The sequence below is a fragment of the Mesorhizobium sp. C277A genome (assembly GCF_040324395.1).
Classification (GTDB): Bacteria; Pseudomonadota; Alphaproteobacteria; order Rhizobiales; family Rhizobiaceae; genus Mesorhizobium.
The window spans coordinates 2902128-2925711 of sequence record NZ_JAMYVW010000002.1 but is presented as its reverse complement, the minus strand read 5'-3'; the positions used below and the strand labels follow the sequence as shown (position 1 = coordinate 2925711).

The following is a 23584-nucleotide window of genomic DNA, read 5'->3' as shown; positions in this document are numbered from 1 at the left end:
ATCGGCGTGTTCATCTTCGTCAAGGCGCCTTACGGCGCCTTGATCTCCATCATACCGGTGGCGGTGCGGGCCGAATATTGCGGCCGGTACATGTCCTCCACCGTGGCCGCCGGATGGGCATAGGTGCCCGGCGTCACCGCACGCACGACATAGGCCAGCATGATGTTGCGGTCGCCATCGCCGTCATTGGGATTGAATGCCGCGACGAAACGGTCGTCGCGGAATTCGAGATGGGCGGCGTCGGTTTGCGCCAGCCAGGTGAAGTTCGACAGCTGGGCGCTGGAAACAAGGCCCGGATTGTCGATCTCGAAGCCGGCCGGCAACAGGTCGGTGATCAGCAGGCGCGAAGGCCAGCGGTTCTGCTCGTAAACCTTGAGCACGACCACGTAGCGTTCGTTCTGCGTCGCCTCGGTGACGTTGGCTTCGGTGCCATCGAGCTTGTAGTAGGTGCGGTCGATGGTGAAGCCGTCGCCGCCGGCCGGCAAGGGCTCTACCGGCGAGGCGACCGTGGTGATGACCGCCTGCAGCGGCGTGGCGCCGGTGTTGGCGATGGTCAGCGGGCTGTCGGCAATGTCGGTGCCGCTGAGGTGGTTGGAATACCCACCGGCATGCGGCGCGCCGTTGACCGAGAGCGTGATCGAGTCGTTGCCCGACTTCAGCGCGCGGGCCGCCAGAAGCATCCAGGACTCGTCCTGCGTGCTGGTCCAGCGGGCATCGGCGCGTTCCCTTGCCACCAGCCGGATCAGCTCCGGCACGATGGTCGGCACCGGCTTCGATTCGGCGGCGAGCGCCAGGATCGCGGCGCCATCACGCAGCCGCGAGCCATAGTCGGACCGGTAGTAGTCGTACTCGGTGGTCGACTTGGCCAGCTGCAGCGCCGTCTGGAAGGTTGCTTCCGAACGTTGCGCGTCGCCGTAGAGCGCCAGGCTCGCCGCCAACTGGGCGATGGCCATCGGGCTCGAGAAGGCTTCGAGCTTGGTGTCGGCGTAGTAGCGCAGATCGCCGACCGAGGCCTTCTTGTTGCGGGCCAGAACATAGAGCGCGTAGGCGATTTCGCTGCCGCGATCCTGGACGTCCTGGTCGTAACCGACCGAGTTTTGCAGATTGCTCAGCGCCTGGCTCATCGCCGGGGCCGGCACGTCGTAGTTCTGCTCGCGCGCCCGGGTCAGGAAGTCGGTGACGTAAGAGTCAAGCCACAGATCGCCGGAGCCCGGACCCCACAGGCCGAAGCTGCCGGCCGAAGCCTGGTAGCTCAGCACCTTGTAGATGGCCGCCTGGACGCGGTCGTGCAGTTCGGGATCGCTTTGCATGCCGACGCCGGACGCCAGATCGTTGACGTAGAGAAGCGGCATGGCGCGGCTGGTGGTCTGCTCGGCGCAACCATAGGGGTAACGGTCGAGCGTCATCAGCAGCGACGGCACGTCGAAGGCGGCAGCCTGCGAAACGCCGACGCTGATCGAGGCGCCGTCGAGCAGGCTTGCCGCGAGCAGCTCCTTGTCGATGCGCAGCGAGCCGCCATTGCCCTTGAGGTCGACGACCAGACGGGTGGTGACCGGCAATTGCGCCGGACGCACCGGAACATACAGCGTCTGCTCGACGGCGGTGCCGTCGCCATGGGCGAGCTTGATGGTGATCGAGGCATTACCCGCCGTCTGTGCAACCAGCGGCACAGTCAGCGTCTGGCGCTTGCCCTTGGCGAGAGTCAGCTTTTCGGGCAACGGCTTGTCGCCGGTCGAGAGGTCGCCGGTCGTGGCGATCGACAGGGCATAGTCGCCCTCCGGACCGTCGGTGTCGGCGACATCGAGCCGCATGATCGCTGCATCTCCAGGCGCCAGGAAGCGGGGCAGGCCGGCGGTGATCACCACCGGATCGCGCACGATGACATCGGTCGTGGCATGGCCGACGGCCTCCTTGGTCCAGGCGACGGCCATGACGCGCACGGTGCCGTTGAACTGCGGGATGTCGAAGTCGATCCTCGCCTTGCCGTCGGCGTCGAGCTGGACCGGGCCGGAGAAGAAGGCGACCAGCTTTTCGGTCGGCGGACTGCCTTGCGGCTGCATCGAGGCGCCGTCGCCGCCGGTCCTGAGCTTGCCGCTGGTGCCGAGCGAGCCGTCGATGAGACGGCCATAGATGTCGCGGACTTCGAGCCCGAGCATGCGCTGGCCGAAATACCAGCCCTCCGGATCCGGCGCCTTGTAGTTGGTGAGGTTCAAAATGCCGACATCGACGGCAGCGACCGTGACATAGGCATTGCTGCCCGGCGCTACGCCGGCGACCGAAACCGGGATCGACAGCTGCTGGCGCGGCATCGTCTTGTCCGGCGGCGTCAGGGTAACCGCGAGCTTTTTCGAGCCTGGGTCGACCGTCAGCCATTTTACGCCGATGGCGCGCGCCGGCATGCGGGTTTCCTGCGCATCGCCGGGCCGGAACAGGGTTGCGGTGATGTAGGCGCCGGCGCCCCAGTCGTCGCCGACCGGGATCTCGACCGTGCTGCCGCCGGCCGGCACGGTTGCCGTGACGGTCTTGAGCAGCTTGTCGGCGCCGATGGTGACCAGCAGTTCGCCGGCAAAATGCGGCGACACTTTCAGCTTGGCCACGTCGCCGACGGCATAGCTGTCCTTGTCGAGAGCGATCTCGAGCCCGTCAGGCGTTTCGGTGGAGGTCGAGGAGACATACCAGCCGGCGTCGAACTCATAGCTGGTCGCCGGGCCCTCGGGATCGGCAGTCTCGATCTCGAGCCGGTACTGGCCCCAGTCGACCGGCATCGTCACGGTCGCCTCGGCATCGGCGCTGAGATCGACCTGGCCGTTGGCGATCGATTTGGTGAAGGTGACCGGTTCGTAGTTCCACGAGTTGTTGTTGCGATACCACTGGTAATTGCGTTCGACCTTGACCAGCGACCACTGCGCGCCCTTCAGCGTCTCGCGCTTGCCGTCGGGATCGACCGCGATGAGGCTGAAATTGGCGGTGCCGCCCTGCGGCACCTCATTGTCGGCGAAATCCGGACGAATGCCGATCATGTGGCCTTGCGGGCGGATGCCGATGTTGAGCGAGCGCTCGATGGCGCGGCCGCCGGTTTCGCGCATGCGAACCGTGACCTTGGCGTCGACCAGCTTGGTGGTCGCGGGCAATTGGTCGACCGTGACCGGGAAGGTCGCCTTGCCGTCGTCGCCGACCACCGGCAGACCGGTGAACGGGGTGACCGAAGGCTCGGCCGACTGCTCGTCGGCAAGGCCGAACGAATAGCCGGCGAAACGGTCCCAGTCGCGCGCCGTCGACAGCGTCAGCTCGCCTTCGAGCGCGAGGCCGGCGGCCGGCGCGCCATAAAGGAAGCGGCCGTCAATGTCGATGTTGGCGGTTTCGCCCTGTGCGATCTCCTGCTTGTCGGACTTCATGTCGAACTCGATGCGATCCGGCACGAAGTCTTCGACCAGGAACATCTGGCTGGAAACGGCCGCCTGCTTGGGATCGGTATAGATCGACACCGTCCAGGTGCCGCGCATGGCGTTGGCTTCCAGCGGCAGGTCGACGGCATAGCCGCCGGCCGAGACGCCATCGGCAACGATGCGGCGGTTCTCGACGCCGTCGGGACGGGTGAAGATGAAGGTCAGCGGCAGGTTTTCCACCGCTTTGGAGGCGCCGTCGCGGGCAAGGGCTGCGACATGCACATCCTCGCCGGCGCGGTAGATGCCGCGTTCGGTCCAGGCATAGACATCGAGCGCGCCCGGTGCGGCGCGTCCGGCGACGCCGCGATCGGACAGATCGAAGCCGGCGCGGCCCATGTCGAGGAAGACGAAATCGTTGTCGCCCTGCTTGGCCATCAGAACGGCCGGCATCATGCCGCCGTCGCCGCGCGTCAGGCCGGGGTTGAAGACAGCATGGCCTTCGGCGTCCGACGTGGCTGTGCCGAGGAGTTCATTGTTCCTGGCCAGCAGCGTCAGTTCGGCGCCGGCGATCGGCTTGGCGGTTCCGAGCGAGCGGGCAAAAACATTGAGGCCATCCTGGCCGGTATAGGTCGACAGGCCGATGTCCGAGACGACGAACCACTGCGTGGCAAGCGAATTGTAATTGTCCTCGTCATTTTCATTTACCGCTTGCGCGGTCAGCACGTAGACGCCGGGCTTGCGCTGCGGCAAGGCTTCGTCGACCGGGAACGAAGTCGTGACGTCCTTGTTGAGGTCGTTGGCGATATCGAGCTGCCCCTGCCAGACCGGCTCACCCATCTGGTCGGAAATGCTGGAGATATCATAGCCGTCGAGCTGCTTCAGGAACTGATAGCCGGACAGAAGCTGCGCCAGCGAACGATCGCCGATGCGGTAGAGCTTCATCTGCGCGGCATTCATGTTGACGGTGACGACCGGGATGCCGCGGCGGGCGCCGGCGGGCAGCACGAAGCTGTCGCCGGTGAAGCGGGCGGACGGCGCGCGGTCCTGCACATAGATCGACAGCACGACCGGAGCGGCGGTGACCTCGCCAATGGCGGCCGGCAGGCCGGCGCGGAAGGTCACTTCGTAATGTTGGCCGTGCTCCAGGCCTTCGACGCAGATCTGCTTGTCCTTGGCCTCGACGCCCTTGGGCGGCTGGTTGTCGACGGTGACGAACTGGGCGTAGTCGACGCCGGTCTTGACCAGCTCCTCGGAAAACTGCGCGCAAATGCGCGGCGCGCTGGTGTCGGCGTCGATCGAGTGATCGATGACGCGGAAGCCCTTGCGGGCCTTGAGATCCTCATATTCGGCCTTGACCGCCGGCGAACTGACCAGCGCGAGGCTGGCTTCATAAGCCTGCAGGGCTGGACGGTAGAGATCGCGGCGGTCGAGGCCGTTGCCGAGCAGCGCCAGCACTTCGGCGCGGGTCTTGGTGGTGCGCAGCAATTTGTAGGCGTTGATGGCGGCGGAGGTGCCTTTGACCGGCAGATTGTAGGATTCGGAGGTGCCGTTGGCCGGCTGTATGGCAAGCGTTTCACGCGCCAGACCGAGCCAAAGCTGGCCGTCGTCAGGCAGGACCGAGACCGCGGCCTCGTATTTGTTCATGGCCTGGCCATGGTCGCCGGTCAGTGCAGCCTGTTCGGCGGCGGCGCGGAGTGATTCCAGCCCGTCGGTCGGCTTGTCATAGGCCGGATCGGTCAGCTTGTTGCGGTATTGCTGGGCCTGGTCGGCCATCCAGTTGGGGAAGAAGGCGAGTTCCGGCGGGGCGCCGATATCGGGGTCGCCATCGACATTGACGACCTTGCCCGCGACCGCGCCGCTGAAGGGTTTCAACTGGTTATAGTCGGATTTTAGGAAGCACCATTTGGCCTTGTTGTTGTAAGTAAAGGCGCGGCAGGCGGGGTCGCCGAGGCATGTCGTCTTGCACTGATCGAGGCTGACATTCTGGTCCGATCTGAGATCGAAGCCGAAATAGTCGGAATTATTTGAGGTCACCACCCGGCGGGCTTCGGCCGCTTGCGCTACAGACCCCCAGGCGAAAATGAGAAGAATCAAGATCGACAGACCACGAGCCGCCGCGCGCATCGCCATAACACCCTCCAGACACTGCTACGTCCGCGGCATGTTCAAGCTTCAGTCAAGCTTGTCAACACGAGGACGGGCAGGTTTCCGCCCGCCAACGGTTCCCAAACCGGCCAATGACCGGTATGCCGATAGTTCATCCACGGGAAAGGGATCACGCTTTCTTGCGAAAACGCAGAAGGTGTGAATTCCAAGCCCTGCCTATTTCAGACAATTGGATTGTGGCCCCTTTACGAGCGCTTCAAAACTTCATTCCAATTTTAGTTTTGTAACCTAGGTTGTCCTGATGCCGGCGTATGAAGCGCAGATGTCGAAGGTAAGTGCGCCACGGCGCACGCTTTCGCGTGCGCTGATTGTGGCGTTGGCGTGCTCGACCGTGCTCGTTGCCGAATCGGGGTCGGCGGCCGCCTTCGAGCTCTTCGGCATCAAATTGTGGGGCTCTTCGAATGACGAGGACGCCGATATCGTCGACCCGCTGCGCTATGCGGTGACCATCGAAGCGCCCGATGCCGACAAGGACCTGGTCAAGAAGCTCGAAAACGCCTCGTCGCTGAAATCCGACGAAGACCGCCCGGTTTCCGGCTCGCTCGGCCTTTTGGCGAAGGCGCGTAGCGACCGCGAACAGCTGGTCGCCGCGCTTTATGCCGACGCCCGTTATGAAGGCGTCGTCACTATCACCATCCAGGGCAAGGCGCTCGACGATTTGCCGCCCGATGCCGAATTTACGGGTCCGCAGCCGATCCCGGTGGTGATCAGCATCTCGAGCGGGCCCAAATTCACGCTCGGCAATATTCGGCTGGAGGGCGATGCCGCCGGGCTGGCGAGCGCCGATTTCGGCCTGATAGCCGGCGGCGATGCCGGCTCGGGCGCCGTGCTCAAGGCCGAGGCGCTGATCGTGCGGGCGCTGAAGCAGGAGGGCCGGCCGCTGGCCCGGATCACCGACAGGCAGGTCGTGGCCGAGCACACCACCTCGACGCTCGACGTGACGCTGACGGTGGCCGCCGGGCCGGTTGCCGGTTATGGCGACACCACCGTCGATGGCACCGAGAAGGTCAATCGCGAGTTCACCGAATATATGACCGGGCTGAAACGCGGCCGGCAATATTCGCCCGACGAGATCGACGATGCCCGCGACCGGCTGCTGAGGCTCGAAGTGTTCAACAGCGTGACGCTGAAGGAAGCCGACAGTCTCGACGCCGACGGCAACATTCCGATCGGCGTTCAGGTCAGCGAGCGCAAACCACGCTATTTCGGCGTTGGCGGCACTTTCTCCAACACCGAAGGGCTAGGCCTGGAAGGCTATTGGGGCCACCGAAATCTGTTCGGCCGGGCCGAAAAGCTGCGCATCGAGGGCAAGATCAGCGGCATCGGCAGCAACGATCTCAGCGAGCTCAACTACAATGCCGGCATCATGTTCGAGAAGCCGGGCGTGGTCGGGCCGGCCTCGAAATTCATCGCCAGCGTCAAGACCGTCCTCGAACATCCCGATGCCTACGACCATTTCTCGGTCAAGGGCAGCACCGGCCTGTCCTATGAGATCGACAAGAAGCAGACGGTTTCGGCTGAAATCGCGCTGGACTATTCCAGGATCACCGACGCCTTCGGCAAGCACAAATACCTGATCGCCAGCATTCCGCTGCAATATGTCTATGACAACAGGGACAACCGGCTCAATCCGACCAGCGGCTTCAGGGTTCTGGCCTATGCCGAACCGAGCTACGACATTCTGAGCGGCGCCGCCTTCCTCAAGCTCAGGGGCGAGGGGTCGGCCTATCAGTCGCTCGACACGGCCTCGAAATTCGTGCTTGCCGAACGCGTCGCGCTGGGTTCGATCGTCGGCACCGGCCTTCAGAACGTTCCAGCCGACAGGCGCTTCTATTCCGGCGGTGGCGGCTCGGTGCGGGGCTATGCCTATCAGGGCATCGGACCGAAGGACATCGACAATCAGCCGATCGGCGGGCTTTCCTTCTTCGAAACATCGGTCGAAATGCGCATTGCGCTGACCGACACGATCGGCATCGTGCCGTTCGTCGACGCCGGCACTGTCTCGACCACAGCGACGCCGGACTTTTCCGACGTGAAGGTCGGCGCGGGCGTTGGCCTGCGCTACATCACGCCGTTCGGGCCGCTGCGCATCGACGCCGCCGTGCCGCTCAACCGCGACCGTGGCGACCCGCGTTTCGGCATCTATGCCGGGATCGGACAGGCGTTCTGACGATGAAGATTTTGAAACGCATCCTTCGCCTGTTTTTCTACACGCTGCTGATCGTGGCGGCGGCGGGCATCGGCGCGCTGGTCGTGCTGACCAAGACCGAGCGCGGCCGCGAAAATCTCGCCGGCATCATCTCTGACATGGCCTCGTCAAGGGACAGCAAAGTCACGGTCAGCGGCATTAACGGTATCTGGTCCGGCGCGCTGACGGTCGACCATGTCGTGCTGGAAGACCGCGAGGGCGCCTGGCTGGTGGCCCGCAAGGTGGCCATCGACTGGTCGCCGCTGGCGCTGCTGTCGAAGAATTTCAGCGCCGACCGCATAGCGGCCGAACGGATAGAATTGGCACGGCTGCCTGTGGCGAGCACCGAGCCGAGCAAGAGCGGGTCGGGCGGCCTGCCGGTTTCGCTTGATATCAGAGCGATCGATTTGCCGGAGATCGCGCTCGGCCAGCAACTTGCCGGCAGCGGCATTGCCGAACTTGCGGCCAAGGGATCGGCCAAGGTCGATGCGTCGCCACTGGCGATCCAGACGGTGCTCAACGTTACCCGCCATGACGGCAAGCAATGCAATGTCGACGCCAACATCCACTTCGCGCCGGATGAAAACAAGCTCGACCTCGATCTCAAGGCTTCCGAGCCGGCCGGCGGCATCATCGCCAACCTGCTCAAGCTACCCGGCGCGCCGCCGGTCAACATCGTCGTCTCGGGCACCGGGCCGCTGGCCAACTGGAGCGGCATCGGCACCTTCATGGTCGACGGTCAGATCGTTACCCAGCTCACCGGCCGGCACCAGCTCACCGACAAGGGCAACCGGATCGAGGCCAAGGGCGACGGTTCGTTCGAAGGCTTCCTGCCGGAACGGTTCAAGTCGCTGTTTGCCGGCAAGACCAGCTTCGACCTAGCCGGCACCGCGACCGCGGCCGGCGGCGTCGACATCGAGCGCGCTGCGATCGAGAGCGACGCAGTTCATGGTACCGCTGCCGGCATGGTCGACCCCAACGGCGCCAGCGACCTTTCGGTCGAACTCGTGGTCAAAGCCAAGCCGGTCACGGTCAATGCCGGTACCCAGGCGCAGCCGATCATGGTGGCCATCAACAATGTGACCGCGCGCGCCTTCGGTGACGGCAAGGCGCCGATGATTGACGCCAGCGCTTCGCTCGTCTCGGTGGTTGCGGGCGGTTCTCAGGTGAACAATCTCGATGCGCGGATCCATTCCGACGGTTTCGACATCGAGAACCGCAGCGGCCCGGTCAGCGTGTCGCTGGCGGCGGCCGGGCTGAAGACCGACGTCGCGACGCTGGCCCCGCTGGTCACCGGCAAGCTGACGGCCTCTCTTTCCGGCTCGATCAGCAAGGATGAGATCTCGCTCGATGAGGGTACGCTGCGCAGCGATGCGCTCAATGCCGGGCTGACGGCCAAGGTGGCGCTGGCCGACCTCGCCATGACGCTCAAGATGAATGCCGATGCGGTGTCGACGGCGCTGCCGCCGCAGATCAGTTCACTGCTTGGCGAACGGGTCAAATTCTCGGCGACCGCGACGCGCGATCCGCAGGGCTCTTTCGCCGCCAACTCGATCGAACTCACTTCCGGTTCGCTGAGCGCCAGCGGCACCGCCAGCGCGCAAGGCAGCGATATCCAGGCCGACATCAAGGGCAAGCTCGGCGACGTCTCGGTGCTGTCTTCGCTGGTCGGCATGCCGGTCGCCGGCGGGGTCGATTTCGCGCTGACGGCAAGCGGCGCGCGCAACGCACCGGATTTCTCGGTTTCGGCCGACAGTGCCAGCCTGACGGCCTCCGGCCGCACGGTCAAGGACATCAAGCTGACCGCATCGGGCAAGGCCGACATTGTGAGCCCGGCCGCAGATATCTCGCTGACCGGCGCGGTCGACGAACAGCCGCTCGCCATCAAGGCGGCGCTGGTGACGAGCGATGGCAAGCGCTCCATCAAGGGGCTCAGCGTAGCGCTGGGCGACAACAAGGTGTCGGGCGACCTCACGCTCGATGAGAAATTCCTGCCGCTGGGGACGCTGACGATCTCCGCGCCCGATATCGCGCCGCTGGCGTCGCTGGCCGGGCAGACGGCGGCCGGCGATATCGGCGGCACCGTGGTGTTCGCCAAAGACGGCGAGGCTCCCACTGTCACCATCAATGCAGCCAGCGTGTCGATCGCGCGCGGTGATGTGGCAGCCAAGGCAGTCACCGTCAGCGCACTGATCGCCAACTATCTCAACAGCCCTGCGATCTCCGGCACGATCAAGGCCGAGAGCGTGACCTCGGGAACGACCGTCGTCAGTGGCATCGGCGTCGACCTCAAGCGTGACGGCGACTGGACGAATTTCACCGGCGGAGCAACCATATCAGGCATTCCGGCGACAGCTGCCGGGCGGGCGAAGATTGCTGGCGGCGCGACCAGCGTCGAGATCGCGTCCGGCGAGGCGACGGTGCGCGGCATCAAGGTGGCGATCGCCGAGCCGTCGAGCCTGACCATTGCCGATGGCATAACCAACATTCAAAGGCTGGTAGTCGATCTCGGCGGCGGCTCGGTGACGCTGTCGGGCACGGTGGGCCAGACGCTCGATCTGGCGGCGACCTTCTCGGCGCTGCCGGCTGCGCTTGCCAATGGCTTTTCGCCCGGCCTCGATGCCGCGGGCACGCTCGACGGCACGGCGCAAATCACCGGGCCGTCAGCAAATCCCGACATTCGCTTTAATGCAAAACTGGCCGGCGCCGAGACCAGCCAGACCCGTCAGGCCGGGCTCGGACCGCTCGATGTCGATGCGGCCGGCAGCTATTCGACGGCCGGCGGCGTCGTGCTGGATCAGGCGACGCTGTCGGGCCAAAAAATCTCCGGCAAGGCCGCCGGCACCGTCAACCCGAACGGCGCCAGCGATTTCGCGCTCGATCTGACATCGTCCGGTCCGAGCCTGCCGTTGACGCTGGGCAGCGCGGAAAGCCCGATCAAGCTCGAATTGCAGGCGCTGTCGGTGAAGGCGGCCGGGCAGGCTGCGCAAGCCAAGCTCGACATCTCGGCGGTACTGCCTTCGGTGGCGACGGATGACGCCAAGGTCGAGGGCATTGCGCTTGCGCTGCATTCCGATGCATTTGATCTGAGAAGCCGCACCGGTCCGATCTCGGGCACGGTGACGGCGGACAAGATCGGTCTGGACAATCCGACCATCGCACCGCTGATCGCCGGCAAAGTCACCGCCAAGGTCGCGGGCAGCCTGGCGGCCGATGCGATCACCATCGACAGCGGCTCGGTGCAGGGCGATGCGCTGGGCAGCGCCTTCAATGGCCGTGTCGGCTTTGCCGATGGAGCAATCGACCTCAACCTCAACGCCGACGTGCTGTCGGCGGCGTTGCCGGCGGCGGCGCGCAGCGTGCTGGCAGAGCGCACGCAGCTCAGCGCCACGCTGAAGCGGGATGCCAATGGCAATGTCAGCGCCAATCCGGTCACGCTGGCGTCGGGCGCACTGACCGCGGACGGTCAGGCCAGCCTCGCCGACAACAAGCTTAGCGCAAATATCAAGGGTGCACTGGCCGACATCTCGCTGTTGTCGAAAGATGCCAAAGGCGCGATCAGCTTTGCACTCAACGCGCAGGGGCCCAGCCTGGCCCCGGATCTGTCGCTGACGGTCAGCAGCGACCGGCTTCTCGTGGCGGAACGCGAAATCACCGGGTTGAAGCTGACCGCCACCGGCAAGGCCGATGCCGCCAATCCGGCGGCCAATGTGCAACTGACCGGCAATGTTGCTGGGCAGGCGCTGCAAGGCAGCGCGGTGCTGGCGACGGCGGACGGCAAGAGCGCCATCAACGGCCTGCTGCTGTCGCTCGGCAAGAACAAGATTTCCGGCGACCTTGCGCTCGACGAGGCTTTCGTGCCGGTCGGCACCATCGCGCTCGACCTGCCGGATATCGGGCCCCTGGCGGCGCTGGCGCTGGAAAAGGCCGAAGGCGACGTGCGCGGCACCATCGCCTTCTCAAAGACCGCGGATGGCCCGAACGTCGCCGTCAAGGCTGCGACCGCTTCGATTACGCGCGGCGACCTGCAGGCGAAGACGGTGTCGATCGATGCGCTGGTCGCCAACTATCTCGCCGCGCCGGTCATCTCGGGCAAAATTCGCGCCGACAGCGTCATTTCCGGCGGCACCGCCATCAGCGGCATCGATGTCGATTTGAAGCGCGACGGCGACTGGACCGGGTTTTCCGGCGGCGCCACCGTCAAGGGCATTCCGGCGAAGGCTGCGGGCAGGATAAAGGTGGCTGGCGGCACCACCACCATCGAACTCGCTTCCGGCCAGGCCACGGTGCAGGGCATCAAGGCGGCCATCGCCCAGGCCTCGACCGTCAGCATCGCCAACGGCACAACGACGCTGGACAAGCTGGTGCTCAATCTCGGTGGCGGCACGGCGACGGTGACCGGCAAGGTCGGGCAGGCACTCGACATCAGTGCCGCGCTGTCGAAGGTGCCGGCTTCGCTGGCCAACAGTTTTTCGCCGGGCCTCCAGGCCGCCGGTTCGATTTCAGGGACTGTGAAGGTGACGGGCGCGTTGGGCAATCCGGCTGTCGCCTTCGATATCGATGCCGGCGGGGTGCAGACCTCGCAGACGCGCAGCGCCGGTCTTGGCGGCATGAATATCTCTTCGTCGGGAACATTTGCCGGCAAGAAGCTCACCTTCAACGCCGACATCAGCGACGGCGCCGGGCTTGGCCTCAAGGGCGGCGGTACGGTGACGACGGCCGGCACACCAGCGCTGGTGCTCGACTTCAACGGCAAGGTGCCATTTTCCTTCCTGGCCGCCAAGCTTGCGGCGCAAGGCCTGTCGCTCAGCGGCACCGCCAACGTCAATATCCAGATGCGCGGCCCGGCGGCGTCGCCGGTGATCGGCGGCACGGTCAGCACGTCGGGCGCCCGCCTGGTCGACGCGCGCTCCGGCCTTGCCGTCAACGACATTGCCGCCGACATTTCGATCGGCAACGGCGTTGCCCGGATCAACCGGCTGACCGGCACGCTGTCGACACGCGGCAGCCTGTCGGCCTCCGGCACCCTCGGCATCAATCCGGCGCAAGGTTTCCCAGCCGATTTGTCTATCAAGCTGGTTGACGGCCGCTATACCGACGGCAGGGTGGTGACAGCCAATCTCGGCGGCGACCTGACCATCAAGGGGCCGCTCACCTCGGCGCCGGTGATTTCGGGCACCGTCAATCTGGCCAAGACCGTCATCACCGTTCCCGATAAGCTGCCGGGCTCGCTGGCAGCGCTCGGTGTCAAGCACAAGAACGCGCCCGCCTCCGTGCGGGCGCAGGACAAGGCCTTGCGACCGGCGGCGGCCAGCGGTGGTGGCGGCAGTGGGCTTGTCCTCGACGTCACGGTCAATGCGCCGAACCAGATCTTCATCCAGGGCAGGGGCGTCGATGCCGAGTTCGGCGGTTCGCTGAGGCTGACCGGCCCGGCGGCTTCGCCGCAGGCGGTCGGCACCTTCACCTTGCAGCGTGGGCGGCTGTCGATCCTCGGCAAGCGGCTGACCTTTACCGAAGGCACGGTCGGCTTTTCGGGCTCGCTGGTGCCCTACCTCAACTTGACCGCGACATCGACCACGACCAGCGCCACCGTCACCATCGTCGTCTCGGGCGAAGCGACCAATCCGAAATTCGACTTCTCATCGGTGCCGGCGCTGCCCGAGGACGAGGTGCTGGCGCAGCTGATTTTCGGCCGCTCTATGTCGAACCTGTCGCCGCTGCAGATCGCGCAGCTGGCCGAGGCCGCCGGCCAACTGGCCGGCGTCGGCGGCTCGACCTCGCTGCTCGAAAACCTGCGCAGTGCAATCGGCGTCGACGACCTGGATGTGACCACCGATGACCAGGGCGGCACCGCCGTGTCGGCGGGCAAGTACCTCAATGACCGCACCTATGTGACGATCCAGAAAGGCGACAGGCCAGGGTCGGGCAAGGCGACGATCGACCTCAATGTCGGACGCGGCGTCAAGCTGCGCGGCGAGGCCAATGATGGCGGCGAGGCCAAGGGCGGCATATTCTACGAAAAGGAATATTGAGTTCCTGGCCCTTACCGCCACCGGAACTGGCGCTGTGTCAACCCGCCCAAATGTATCAATTACTCGCCTAAGCAGATTCCGGCGGAATCTGGGCGCGCTAGCACTTTTGCGCCAAGTCTGTCGTTATCACGCGAACCGCTCCCTTTTCAAAGTTGCACATTCCCTAACAGGTTCCGTAGCCATGCCGTCTTTGACATCACGGCAGGGATGCGGAATGTTAAAAGGCGGAAAGCCAACAATGGGAGTTAAGGTATGACAAATTACAAGAGTAATGGCGATCGCGTTCCCGATCACATCCTGGCCATGGCCGAAGAAGCCAAGGCAGGCAAAGTCGATCGCCGCGAGTTCCTCGCCATGGCGAGCGTGTTCGGCGCGTCGACTGCGATGGCCTACGGCATGCTCGGCGTAGCCGTGCCGACCCAAGCCAGGGCCGAAGAGGTGCAGGGCAAGAAGGGCGGCATCCTTAAAGTCGCGCAATGGGTCAAGGATCCCAAGGATCCGCGCAAGGCCGACTGGTCGGAAATCGCCAATGCCGAGCGTCAGGCGCTTGAGCCGCTGGTCAAGTACACCAGCGAATACACGTTCCGCCCGTACCTTCTGGAGAGCTGGGAGGTCAACGACGACGCCACCGAGTACACGTTGCATGTGCGCAAGGGTGTGACCTGGTCGAATGGCGATGCCTTCACCGCCGATGACGTCATCTTCAATCTCAAGCGCTGGGCCGACAAGAAGGCCGAGGGCAATTCCATGCCTGGCCGTCTCGGCACGCTGGTCAAGGACGACAAGCTCGACGAAAGCGCCGTGACCAAGGTTGACGACCACACCGTCAAGCTGAAGCTCGGCAAGGCTGACATCGCGCTCATTCCGAACATGTGCGACTATCCCGGCCTCATCGTGCACAAGAGCTTCGACGAGAAGGGCGGCGACTTCAAAGCCTGCCCGATCGGTACCGGCCCGTTCGAGCTCGTCTCCTACGATGTCGGCCAGAAGGTGGTCTACAAGCGCCGCGAGGACAACAAGTGGTGGGACGGCGAGGTGTTCCTCGACGGCATCGAATTCGTCGACTACGGCACCGATCCGGCAGCCATGGTCAGTGCCTTCGAGGCCGGCGAAGTCCATACCAATTTCGAGACCTCGGCCGACTATGTGTCAATCCTCGACGGACTGGACCTGGTCAAGTCCGAAATCGTCACCGCGTCGACCATCGTGTGCCGCACCAACATCAACAACAAGCCTTACGGCGACCAGAAGGTACGCAACGCGCTGCAACTCGCGGTCGACAACAATGTCGTCCTGCAGCTTGGCTACGGAAATGCCGGCACGGTGGCTGAAAACCACCATGTCTGCCAAATCCACCCGGAATATTACGAGCTGCCCAAAGTCGCTCGCGATCCGGCCAAGGCCAAGGCGCTGATGGCGGAAGCCGGCCAGGCCGACTTCGAGCATGAGCTGATCACGGTCGACGAAGACTGGCACAAGAATACCGGCGACGCCATCGCCGCGCAGATGCGCGACGCCGGCCTCAAGGTAAAGCGCACGGTGCTGCCGGGCTCGACGTTCTGGAACGACTGGACCAAGTATCCGCTGTCGATGACCAACTGGAACATGCGCCCGCTCGGCGTTCAGGTTCTGGCGATCGGCTACCGCACCGGCGAGGCGTGGAACGAGTCGGCCTATTCCAACCCCGAATGGGATGCCAAGCTCAATGCAGCATTGGCCGTTGCCGATGCGGCCAAGCGCAAGGAGATGATGAAGGACATCGAGCAGATCCTGCAGGATTCCGGCATCATGATCCAGCCATACTGGCGCAAGCTCTACAGCCACTCGGTCAAGGCGGTGCAGAATTACAAGATGCATCCGACCTTCGAGCGCGACTACGGCAAGGTCTGGCTCGACCAGGCGTGATCGGAACGTCAGGGAAGGGGCGCTTCGCTCCTTCCCGTCACGCCTCGCTTGGTCCAGAACCGGAAGCCGCCGCAGCAAAAAGTTGCGGACTCTCCTGAAAGACCGTTCAATAAAACTGGGTTGATTGCATCCGAGTGCCGATTTGACGGCCAACTCTGCCGGCAACGGCAAAGCTGGTTTTTCGAACTGGCTCCAACCCCAACCAGACCGGCAGGGGACCGCCATGCTTTCTTTCGTAATCCGGCGTCTCGGCACCATGGCATTGACGATGCTGTGCCTGACGATGATCGTCTTCTTCCTGATCAACCTCGAGCCGAATTTGAAGAAGCTGGCGATCAGCCAGACCGAAATGCACACATCGGCCGAACAGCTCGAAAGCTGGCTGGTCAACCATGGCTACCGGCAGAACTTCTTCGTGCGCTACGGGCAATGGCTGGGCGTCGTCCCGAAGCAACCGGTGACCGATCCGGCGACCGGCAAGCCGACGCAGCGTTTCTCCTTCTGCAACGATCCGCTGGAGCCGAAATTCTCCGGCATCCTGGAAGGTGATTTCGGCTGCTCGACGAAGTTCAAAACCTCCGTTGCGTCAAAGCTCTTCCCCGCACTCGCCGCCACCGGCATTCTGATGCTCTGCGTGCTGTTGGTGATGGTACCGATTTCGCTGCTGATCGGCATCCTGGCCGGCATGCGCGAGGGCTCGCGAACGGACCGAACGCTGTCCGTCGCCTCGATCGCGTCGACGGCGACGCCCGAATATGTGTCCGGCGTCATCTTCACCGTCATCTTCGCCTCCTGGCTCGGCTGGCTGAACGGTTCGGCCGCCTCGGCAAGCCAGGGCATCACCTTCTACAATTTCACCCTGCCGGTGATGACGCTGGCGATCTACGGCATCGGCTACATCGCCCGCATGACGCGCGCCTCGATGGTCGAGGTGATGACGCAGCAATATATCCGCACCGCCCGGCTGAAGGGGCTTTCCTTCGGCAGCGTCGTCGTCAAGCACGCGCTGCGTAATGCGCTGATCGCGCCGTTCACCGTCATCATGCTGCAATTTCCCTGGCTGCTTACCGGCGTCGTCATCGTCGAGGTGATGTTCCGCTACCAGGGCTTTGGCTACACGCTGGTCGAAGCCGCCGGCAACAACGACATCGATCTGCTGCTTGGCTGTTCACTGGTCTCGGTGTTCATCGTGCTGATCACGCAGCTCATCTCGGATGTCGGCTACGCGTTCCTCAATCCGCGTATCAGAGTTCAATAGGGGGCTGGGGCAGATGCAGGTCGAATATATCGGTGCCTTCAATGTCGTGCTCGGCGTGATTGGGCGTTTCTGGCCGGTCTGGTTAGGGCTTGCCCTGGTGATGGGAGCGAGCTTCGCCTACAAGAAAAGGCTAGGCCTCTACGGCCAGCTGTTCGATAGCGGCGTCGGCATTGTCGGTGTCGGCATCTGCCTGTTCTGGCTGTTCACTGCAATCTTCGCGTCGACCGTCGCGCCCTTCGATCCGCTCGCCCAGGTCCCGATCATGAAGGATGCGCTGCCGGGCGCGCTCGAGCCGGTATCGAAACTCATCTACTATTTCGGCGGCGACAAGCTCGCCCGCGATGTCTTTTCGCGCATGGTCTATGGCAGCCAGATCGTGCTGATCATCGCACCGGCTGCGACCGGTTTCGCGCTGATGGTCGGCATTACGCTCGGTCTGCCCGCCGGCTACTATGGCGGCCGGATCGACACTGTGCTGTCCTTCCTGGCCAATCTGGTGCTGGCCTTCCCGGTGATCCTGCTGTTTTACCTGCTGGTGACGCCGGGCATCATGGATACGCCGATCCCCTACGCCATGGCCGGGCTGTTCTTCCTGTTCCCGATCATCTTCTTTTCGGTGCTGTTCTGGACCCGCTACAAGAACCGGCCGGACCGCCTCTATATATTGCTCGGGCTGACGCTGGTCATCGGCGGCTGGGTCTATGCCGGCCTGGTGTTCGACGCCGATCCGTTCAAGATCATCCACATCGATCCCAACCAGCTCAACATCTTCGTGGCGGTGGTGTTCGCCTCCAGCCCCGGCGTGTTCCGCATCGTGCGCGGCCTGGTGATGGACATCAAGACGCGCGACTATGTGGCGGCGGCGCAGACGCGCGGTGAATCGCCCTGGTACATCATGCTGTGGGAGATCCTGCCCAATGCGCGCGGACCGCTGATCGTCGATGCCTGCCTGCGCATCGGCTACACCACGATCCTGCTCGGCACGCTCGGCTATTTCGGGCTGGGCCTGGCGCCGGAGAGCCCGGATTGGGGCACCGCGATCAAGGACGCCAGCCGCCTGCTGCGCTCGTTCATCCACCCGGCGCTGCCGCCGACAATCGCGCTGATGTCGTTCGTGCTGGGCTTGAACCTGCTTGCCGACTCGCTGCGCGAACAATCGATGAAAGACTGATCTGCGGGTTTCGGCCCCGCGAGCATAAAAATAGGATTGGAGCGACCCATGAATGAGGCAGTTCGAAATCCCGGCAACCCGACCCTTGGGCCAAGCGCTGCGCCGATCATCGAGATCGAGAACCTGTCGATCTCCTTCTTCACCCGCAAGGGCGAGATCCCTGCCGTCATGGACTTTTCCTGCACGGTGATGCCGGGCGAAGCCATGGGCATCGTCGGCGAGTCCGGCTGCGGCAAGTCGACCGTGTCGCTCGGCATCATGCGCGACCTCTCCAACATCGGAAAGATCGTCGGCGGCAAGATCAAGTTCCAGGGCAAGGACATGGGCGAGCTGTCCGACGAGGAGTTGCGCTCCATCCGCGGCAACAAGATCGCCATGATCTACCAGGAGCCGATGGCGAGCCTCAATCCGGCGATGAAGGTCGGCCAGCAATTGATGGAAGTGCCGCTGATCCACGACAAGGTGTCGAAGGAAGAGGCTTACAAAAGGGCGCTCGAAATGGTGCGCTCGGTGAGATTGCCCGATCCCGAACGCATGATGCGTTCCTATCCGCACCAGCTGTCCGGCGGCCAGCAGCAGCGCATCGTCATTGCCATGGCGCTGCTGTCGAAGCCGGCGCTGCTTCTGCTCGATGAACCGACGACGGCGCTCGACGTGACGGTGGAGGCCGGCATCGTCGAACTGGTCAAGGGGCTGGGCGAGAAGTTCGGCACGTCGATGATCTTCGTGTCGCACAATCTGGGCCTCATCCTCGAGACCTGCGACCGCATCACGGTGATGTATTCGGGCGAAGCGGTCGAGACCGGCAAGATCAAGGACGTGTTCGACCGGATGCGTCACCCCTATACGCAAGGGCTGTTCCGCTCGATTCCGCTGCCGGGCGCCGACAAGAATTCGCGGCCGCTGATCTCTATCCCCGGCCAGTTGCCGCTGCCGCATGAGCGGCCCAAGGGCTGCAATTTCGGGCCGCGCTGCCACCATTTCGTCGAGGGCGTCTGCAACGCCGCCGAAATCCCGATGATCGAGGTCGCCGGTCACGAAGGGCATTTCTCGCGCTGCGTGCGCTTCAACGAGATCGACTGGGAAGCGCTGCCTCCCGGCGCCAAGAAGGTCAATGAGAAGGTCGTGCCCGGCGCCCCGGTGCTCAAGATCGAGGATTTGAGAAAATACTACAAGGTCGGCGGCAGCGAAGTGTTCGGCTCCAGCGAAGGCCGCGTCGTCAAGGCCAATGAGACGATCTCGTTCATGGCGCGCGAATCCGAGACCGTCGCCATCGTCGGCGAGTCCGGCTGTGGAAAGTCGACACTGGCCAAGGTCCTGCTGGGGCTGGAGACGGCAAGTGCCGGCACAGTGACGCTGGGCAACAAGGAGATCCAGTCGACCGGCATCGAGAAGCGCAGCGTCGAAACGGTGTCGTCGATCCAGATGGTGTTCCAGAACCCGTTCGATACGCTCAATCCCAGCCACTCCGTCGGCTCGCAGATCATCCGCACGCTGGAAAAATTCAAAGTCGGCAACAATGTCGCCGAGCGGCGCAAGCGCATGCTGGAGCTGCTCGACCTGGTGAAGCTGCCGCGGGCCTTCGAGACGCGCAAGCCGCGTCAGCTCTCAGGCGGCCAGAAGCAGCGCATCGGCGTGGCGCGCGCCTTTGCCGGCGATGCCAAGGTGGTGGTGGCCGACGAGCCGGTGTCGGCACTCGACGTCTCGGTGCAGGCGGCGGTGACCGAGCTCCTGATGGACATCCAGCGCAAGAACAAGACGACGATGCTGTTCATCAGTCACGATCTGTCCGTCGTGCGCTACATCGCCGACCGGGTCGTCGTCATGTATCTCGGCTACATCGTCGAGCAGGGTACGACCGACCAGATCTTCGCGCCGCCCTACCACCCCTACACCGAGGCGCTTCTGTCGGCGATCCCGATCGCCGACACCAGCGTGGTCAAACGGCACATCGTGCTCGAAGGCGATATCCCGTCGGCGATGAACCCGCCGAGCGGCTGCCCGTTCCAGACGCGCTGCGGCTACAAGAGGCTGGTGCCGGACAATCTGTGCGAGACCAAGGTGCCGCCGGTGAAGCATCTCGGCGATGGCCATATGAGCCTGTGCTGGCTGTCGGACGATGTGCTGGCGACGATGGAGCCGGTGATCAAGTTCGACAGGGAACACGCAGCGCATGAGGGCGTGCCGGAAGACGCACCGGATGGGATCGGCCCCGGTTTCGCCGGCGAACCGCCGAAGCGCCCGCATGGCAAGAAGCCGAGCTGACCAGCCAAGAGGCAATGCCGCTCGTTGGCGCATTGCCGCAGCGTCGCCATAGCTCAAGGAACGACAGGCTACGTTCGCTTGAATATTGCTGTCCATTGCTTTATGTGATGCGTGATGTTTGATGCGCGATAGGGAGCATATTGTGAGAACCACACTTGCAATCGATGACGATGTCCTACTTGCGGCCAAGGCCATGGCGCGACAGCAGGATCGCAGCGTTGGCGATGTCATTTCCGATCTGGCTCGCCGCTCACTGCGCAGGCCACCGACCGGCGGTGAACGCAACGGCATCCCCTTGCTTGCATCGCGGCCCGACGGCCCGATGGTCGATCTCGAAATGGTCAATGCGCTTCGCGACGAATTGCCGTGACCTTCCTGCTCGACGTCAATGTCTTGATTGCGTTGATCGATCCGGCTCACGTCGCGCATGAAGATGCCCATCGGTGGTTTCAATCCACCGGGCATTTATCATGGGCAACATGTCCCATTACCGAGAATGGCGTCATCAGGATTGTAAGCAACCCGAAATACCCCAATTCTCCGGGTTCGCCCGCCGTGGTGGCGCAGATTGTCGGCAAGCTGCATGCCCTTTCAGGACATCAGTTCTGGCCTGACGAGATCAGCCTTGTCGGTTCCAACGACATCGATGCAGCCAGGATCCTCACCCCGGCACAGGTAACGGATAGCTATTTGTTGGGACTCGCCAAGGCGCGTGACGGCCAATTGGCGACGTTTGACCGAAAGCTGTCGACGGCAGCGGTAAAGGGAGGGAGGTCGATCCTCCACCTGATCCCAAGCGAATGAATGGCTGAGTTCTGCTTCGATCGCAAACTGCGTGGCTGCAAGACCGCTTGGCAACGTCAGCTGCCGCATTGCTGCAGCTGTTCGGCATAGTCGCGGGCCATCTTTTCGGTCGCCCTGGCATAGCCCTGCACGCCGGCATCGCCACGGTTGCCGCGGCCGTAGGCGGTCCAGCCGAGATAGTAGGCGAGATAGAGATTGTAGGTGTCGTTGCGGGCGACGCCGAACGTGTCTGATGTCTTGGAATGATACCAGCCGACGAAATCGACGGCATCGGCAAACTTGGTCCGCCGCGCCGCCCAGCTGCCGGTTTCGCTCTGATATTGCGACCAGGTGCCGTCGAGCGCCTGCGAGAAACCGGTGGCCGACGAGACATGTTTCCACGGAATGAAGCCGAGCAGTTTGGTACGCGGCGGCCTGGCATTGCTCTTGAAACCGGATTCCTTGCGCACCGTCGCCATCAGCACGGGGACGGGGACGCCGTATTTCTGCGAGGCGCGCTCGGCGGCCGACTGCCAGTTGTCGAACCAGCCGTCGTTCTGGTCGAAGACGGCGCAGACATTGTTGATATGGTTGGGCGGCGTCGCGCAGGCCGGCAAAGCCAGCAGCACGCCAACCGCTACAATTTTACTCAAATTCGAACTACGCATGGAAGACGGATAGGCTGAAATCATAAAGGGAATCTTGCGGCGTTTCTTAACGGCTTGCCGGCCCGGCTCCGCTGAGTGGGACCTGTATCATTATTCCGACCTTTTGCGTCGCCTCTGTCTCCATACGAATTCAAAAATGCCGCCTTGGCTAAAATCACGCCCGCGAAGGGCGGATTTCTGACAGCGATATCCGGATGCCGGCGCTCTGATGCCAGGCATGAATGAACCAAGACGAAAGCGCGGCGCGGAGCGAACCAGCAACCGGGGGCCTGCCGCCATCCCGCAACTTCCACTGCGGCGGGTGACCAATCCCTATCCGCCGATGGCGATGCTCTCAGTCGACCAGGTCGAAACGATCCACCAGGCGTCGATGCATATTCTGGAAAATTTCGGCATCGAGGTGATGTCTCAGCGGGCGCTGGCGCTGTTCGAGAAGGCGGGCGCAAAGGTCGACCATGTAACGGCGAACGTCCGCATCGACCGGGGCCTTGTCGCCGAGGCGCTGAAGACCACGCAGTCCAGCTATCGGCTGACGCCGCGCAATCGCGCCAACACCATTCATCTCGGCGGCAACACGATCAATTTCACCCTCGTCGCCGGGCCGCCCAATGTGCACGACATGGAGCGCGGCCGGCGCGCCGGAAACTTGCACGACTATGCCGATCTGACCCGGCTGGCGCAGCATTTCAACTGCATCCACATGCTCGGCAACCAGGTCTGCGCGCCGGTGGAACTGCCGGCCAACACCAGGCACATGGATACCTATTTCACCAATCTGACGCTGACCGACAAATCGTTCCATGTCTCGGCGATCGGACGAGGCCGGGCGCTGGACGGCATCGAGATGATGGCAATCGCGCGCGGGCTGACGCTGGACGAGATGCGCGATGATCCCGGCATTGCCACCATCATCTCGGTCAACTCGCCGCGGCGTTTCGACGAGATGATGGCCGAAGGGCTGATGACCATGGCTGAGTTCGGCCAGTCGGTGGCGGTGACGCCGTTCACGCTGATGGGCGCGATGAGCCCGGTGACGCTCGCCGGCGCCCTGGCGCAGCAGAATGCCGAGGCGCTGTTCGGCGTGGTGCTGACGCAACTGGTGCGCCCCGGCGCGCCAGTGATGTACGGCGCCTTCACCTCCAACGTCGACATGAAGTCGGGCGCGCCGGCCTTCGGAACGCCGGAGAACACCAAGGCCAACATCGCCTCGGGGCAATTGGCGCGGCGCTACAATCTGCCCTACCGCACGACACCGGGGTCGGCATCGAATGCGGCGGACGCGCAAGGCGCCTACGAGACGCTGATGGCGCTGTGGGGCGCTGTGCTCGGCCACGGCAACCTCGTCTATCATGCCGCCGGCTGGCAGGAGGGCGGGCTGACGGCATCGTTCGAAAAGCTCATCATCGATGTCGAGATGATCCAGCACATGATGGAATTCCTGCGCCCGATCGTCGTCGACGAGGCGGAGCTTGCTGTCGAGGCGCTGGGCGCGGTGCCGACCGGCGGCCATTTCTTCGGCGAACCGCACACGCTGGAACGCTATGCCACCGCCTTCTACCAGCCGATACTGTCCAACTGGCAGAATTACGAGGCATGGCAGGAGGCCGGCGGCCTCGACACGACGGCGCGCGCGACCCGGCTGTGGAAGAAGGCGCTGGAAGACTATGTCGAGCCGGTGATGGATATCGCCGTGCGCGAGGCGCTGGAGGCGTATGTGGCCAGGCGCAAGGAAGCGATCGGGCAGGGCGAGCCGTGACTTTTT

General features: G+C 63.6%; 11 protein-coding genes. 9 read left to right on the top strand and 2 right to left on the bottom strand.

Annotation, left to right across the window (positions count from 1 at the left end; genetic code table 11):
* Nucleotides 1-29: 29 nt before the first annotated feature.
* A complete protein-coding gene (locus NKK52_RS14550; protein ID WP_352629206.1) occupies nt 30-5516 on the bottom strand; it encodes an alpha-2-macroglobulin family protein in 5487 nt (1828 codons plus the stop codon).
* Nucleotides 5517-5793: 277 nt separating this feature from the next.
* Here NKK52_RS14550 and NKK52_RS14545 point away from each other — a divergent pair, with 277 nt between their 5' ends.
* The 8 genes from NKK52_RS14545 (at nt 5794) to NKK52_RS14510 (ending at nt 21175) form a co-directional block, all read left to right on the top strand.
* Nucleotides 5794-7722, top strand: a complete 1929-nt coding sequence (locus tag NKK52_RS14545) for an autotransporter assembly complex protein TamA (protein ID WP_023804940.1) — start codon at nt 5794-5796, stop codon at nt 7720-7722.
* 2 nt (nt 7723-7724) lie between these two features.
* Nucleotides 7725-13772, top strand: coding sequence for a translocation/assembly module TamB domain-containing protein (locus NKK52_RS14540; protein WP_023682206.1), 6048 nt, complete (start codon nt 7725-7727; stop codon nt 13770-13772).
* A 252-nt stretch (nt 13773-14024) separates the two neighbouring features.
* On the top strand, nt 14025-15677 hold the full coding sequence (locus NKK52_RS14535) for an ABC transporter substrate-binding protein (protein WP_023668187.1): 1653 nt from the start codon (nt 14025-14027) through the stop codon (nt 15675-15677).
* Nucleotides 15678-15900: 223 nt separating this feature from the next.
* Nucleotides 15901-16935 (top strand): ABC transporter permease, encoded by a 1035-nt coding sequence (locus NKK52_RS14530; protein ID WP_023668188.1) that lies wholly within the window; start codon nt 15901-15903, stop codon nt 16933-16935.
* A gap of 13 nt (nt 16936-16948) precedes the next feature.
* Nucleotides 16949-18106 (top strand): ABC transporter permease, encoded by a 1158-nt coding sequence (locus NKK52_RS14525; protein ID WP_023682205.1) that lies wholly within the window; start codon nt 16949-16951, stop codon nt 18104-18106.
* 48 nt (nt 18107-18154) lie between these two features.
* Nucleotides 18155-20371, top strand: a complete 2217-nt coding sequence (locus NKK52_RS14520) for a dipeptide ABC transporter ATP-binding protein (RefSeq protein WP_023668190.1) — start codon at nt 18155-18157, stop codon at nt 20369-20371.
* A gap of 142 nt (nt 20372-20513) precedes the next feature.
* Nucleotides 20514-20741, top strand: a complete 228-nt coding sequence (locus tag NKK52_RS14515; protein WP_023668191.1) for a hypothetical protein — start codon at nt 20514-20516, stop codon at nt 20739-20741.
* Complete coding sequence (locus NKK52_RS14510; protein ID WP_023682204.1) at nt 20738-21175, top strand: TA system VapC family ribonuclease toxin; 438 nt, start codon at nt 20738-20740, stop codon at nt 21173-21175. Before NKK52_RS14515 ends, NKK52_RS14510 begins: the two co-directional genes overlap by 4 nt.
* A gap of 56 nt (nt 21176-21231) precedes the next feature.
* On the opposite strand, the gene NKK52_RS14505 is transcribed toward NKK52_RS14510, so the two are convergent.
* Nucleotides 21232-21822, bottom strand: a complete 591-nt coding sequence (locus tag NKK52_RS14505; RefSeq protein WP_023682203.1) for a transglycosylase SLT domain-containing protein — start codon at nt 21820-21822, stop codon at nt 21232-21234.
* Between the two features lie 217 nt (nt 21823-22039).
* On the opposite strand from NKK52_RS14505, the gene NKK52_RS14500 reads away from it, so the two are divergent.
* Entirely contained in the window at nt 22040-23578 is a 1539-nt protein-coding gene (locus NKK52_RS14500; protein ID WP_023682202.1) for a trimethylamine methyltransferase family protein, read from the top strand.
* Nucleotides 23579-23584 lie beyond the last annotated feature (6 nt).

What these genes read in the sequence shown, in the direction of transcription:
- NKK52_RS14520 (WP_023668190.1), top strand. Translation starts at nt 18,155, where the DNA reads ATGAATGAGGCAGTTCGAAATCCCGGCAACCCGACCCTTGGGCCAAGC.
- NKK52_RS14525 (WP_023682205.1), top strand. Translation starts at nt 16,949, where the DNA reads ATGCAGGTCGAATATATCGGTGCCTTCAATGTCGTGCTCGGCGTGATT.
- NKK52_RS14550 (WP_352629206.1), bottom strand. Translation starts at nt 5,516, where the DNA reads ATGGCGATGCGCGCGGCGGCTCGTGGTCTGTCGATCTTGATTCTTCTC.
- NKK52_RS14505 (WP_023682203.1), bottom strand. Translation starts at nt 21,822, where the DNA reads ATGCGTAGTTCGAATTTGAGTAAAATTGTAGCGGTTGGCGTGCTGCTG.
- NKK52_RS14545 (WP_023804940.1), top strand. Translation starts at nt 5,794, where the DNA reads ATGCCGGCGTATGAAGCGCAGATGTCGAAGGTAAGTGCGCCACGGCGC.
- NKK52_RS14535 (WP_023668187.1), top strand. Translation starts at nt 14,025, where the DNA reads ATGACAAATTACAAGAGTAATGGCGATCGCGTTCCCGATCACATCCTG.
- NKK52_RS14530 (WP_023668188.1), top strand. Translation starts at nt 15,901, where the DNA reads ATGCTTTCTTTCGTAATCCGGCGTCTCGGCACCATGGCATTGACGATG.
- NKK52_RS14540 (WP_023682206.1), top strand. Translation starts at nt 7,725, where the DNA reads ATGAAGATTTTGAAACGCATCCTTCGCCTGTTTTTCTACACGCTGCTG.
- NKK52_RS14500 (WP_023682202.1), top strand. Translation starts at nt 22,040, where the DNA reads ATGAATGAACCAAGACGAAAGCGCGGCGCGGAGCGAACCAGCAACCGG.